Here is a 1,608-nt window from a genome sequence, read left to right as displayed (position 1 = left end):
ACCTGCACGTCCACGCTTTTACTTTTCACGCCCAAATCAATGTTGAGACCGCCCGCTGGAACCGTGCTATGTCCATACAGGAATCGGGGTACGGGAACCGAGGCTCGAAGCTGCTGATAGGCCGCGCTGAGTTTTGCCAGCGCAAACTGGTCGTAGCCCACAAGCTGAATATTGACGGTCTGTTTTGCAGCTCCGGTATTGGTGAGTTCAAAAACGATGTGGTTGTTCTTCTGAATGATGAAGGGCGCAAACAGCCCGTCAATGGATTTGAACAGGTTGTGCACCACTGAGAGCTGGACACCACGAAACAGGTAGAGGTCTTCGTTTAGGCGGGCCGAGATCAAAATGGAGTTCATGTTGGTACTAAACGGGAGAATCTTTCGGATGCCGTAGCGCTCTCCACCCATGCCGTTCATGGTAAGGTGAGCCGTTGCTCCCGGTTGCACCTCGACCGATTTGGCCGGATTGTAGGCCGAACTTTCTTTAGGAGGGATAAAATTGGAGATAATCTTCATGGCGTTGCTTTGAGGTAGTCAGGGTTGATTGGAATAAATTCCCACCGGAACCGCGTTAAGCGAAACCGGCGGGCTGGGATGGATTACTCAACTTCAGCCACTACCATAGAAGCTCTAAGCCACAATTCTCCCTGACCAGATTGGTTCCAGTTCTCGGACGTTGGAAACACTGAGGCGTCATCAAAATGCACGGCAAGGGAAACCGTCTGGTTGATGGCCAGGTCAAACGGGTCCGCTAAGCGGTACTCACTGGCTGATTTCATGGTTACGAGACGTCGGAATTCAGCCACGGCGTCCACGGTATTATTTGTGGCCGAGGTAAACTGAATCCCTGTGCCAGCAAAGTTGGAGAACTCACTCATGGGCGCTCGGAGGAATTCCTTGTTGTCGTTGTCGGCCTGAAGGAGAATGGCGGCGTCTTTGAGCCCATTCACGATGGCTCGTGCGTCGATACCGTTAGCCGCGTCGTCTTCGATAAACTGTTTGGTGAGCTCAAAGGACAGGCCCAGAATCCGGCGTTTCATAGCTCCGGGAAACGGGTTACTTACATAGTTGTCCCGCGTGAGTTTTCTATCTGCATTGGCAGGAAAGAAATTAAGGACCGATTGGTTTTGCTGTACTTTACGCGTATCAAAATACGTTTTGATGCGCGCAGTAGCTGGAACAAGTGCTTTTTTGGAGATTTTATCGCTCATAACTGTGATTTAAAAGGTTTAGAAGTTGGCAGTTTGCCGTTTCGGTATTACCAGTACCCCTTTTGGAATGCTGAGCTATGAAGTGTTATTTCTAGACTTCGATGGTATTATCAATCTCTAAAGAATGTTCTACCTCATCCACGTGGTGTGTTTTTTCCTGGATTTCAGGTAGGTTGTCATACACGTACCCGGAGCCATCCATAAGGCCTTGCTGAGGCGTCCAGTCAGGGGTAATAAATTTGATGACTTCCATTACGCCTTGTACGCCCATTCCCATGGCCAAACCGCGAACATGTTTGTTTTTGGAAAGGAGCGTTAGAAGTACTCCGGCGGTGAGTGGAATCCCCGCTCGGGTGGCTTGTTGAATGGTAGCTGAGGCGTTGCCTGTCAGCAGTGGG

At 50.2% G+C, this 1,608-nt stretch carries 3 protein-coding genes; all 3 read right to left on the bottom strand.

The features are described 5' to 3' along the window. A partial coding sequence (locus B151_RS19215; protein WP_040517263.1) for a hypothetical protein occupies nucleotides 1-515 on the bottom strand: 515 nt, incomplete at its 3' end. Between the two features lie 83 nt (nucleotides 516-598). Beyond that, on the bottom strand, nucleotides 599-1,210 hold the full coding sequence (locus B151_RS0117500; RefSeq protein ID WP_020404922.1) for a hypothetical protein: 612 nt from the start codon (nucleotides 1,208-1,210) through the stop codon (nucleotides 599-601). A gap of 91 nt (nucleotides 1,211-1,301) precedes the next feature. Continuing rightward, on the bottom strand, nucleotides 1,302-1,608 hold a 307-nt coding region (locus B151_RS20220), incomplete at its 5' end, for a hypothetical protein (RefSeq protein WP_040517262.1).

Origin of the sequence: Gracilimonas tropica DSM 19535, assembly GCF_000375425.1 — a bacterium.
Lineage (GTDB): Bacteria > Bacteroidota > Rhodothermia > Balneolales > Balneolaceae > Gracilimonas > Gracilimonas tropica.
Note: the sequence above shows the minus strand (reverse complement) of the source record. Positions and strands in the feature narration are given on the sequence as shown.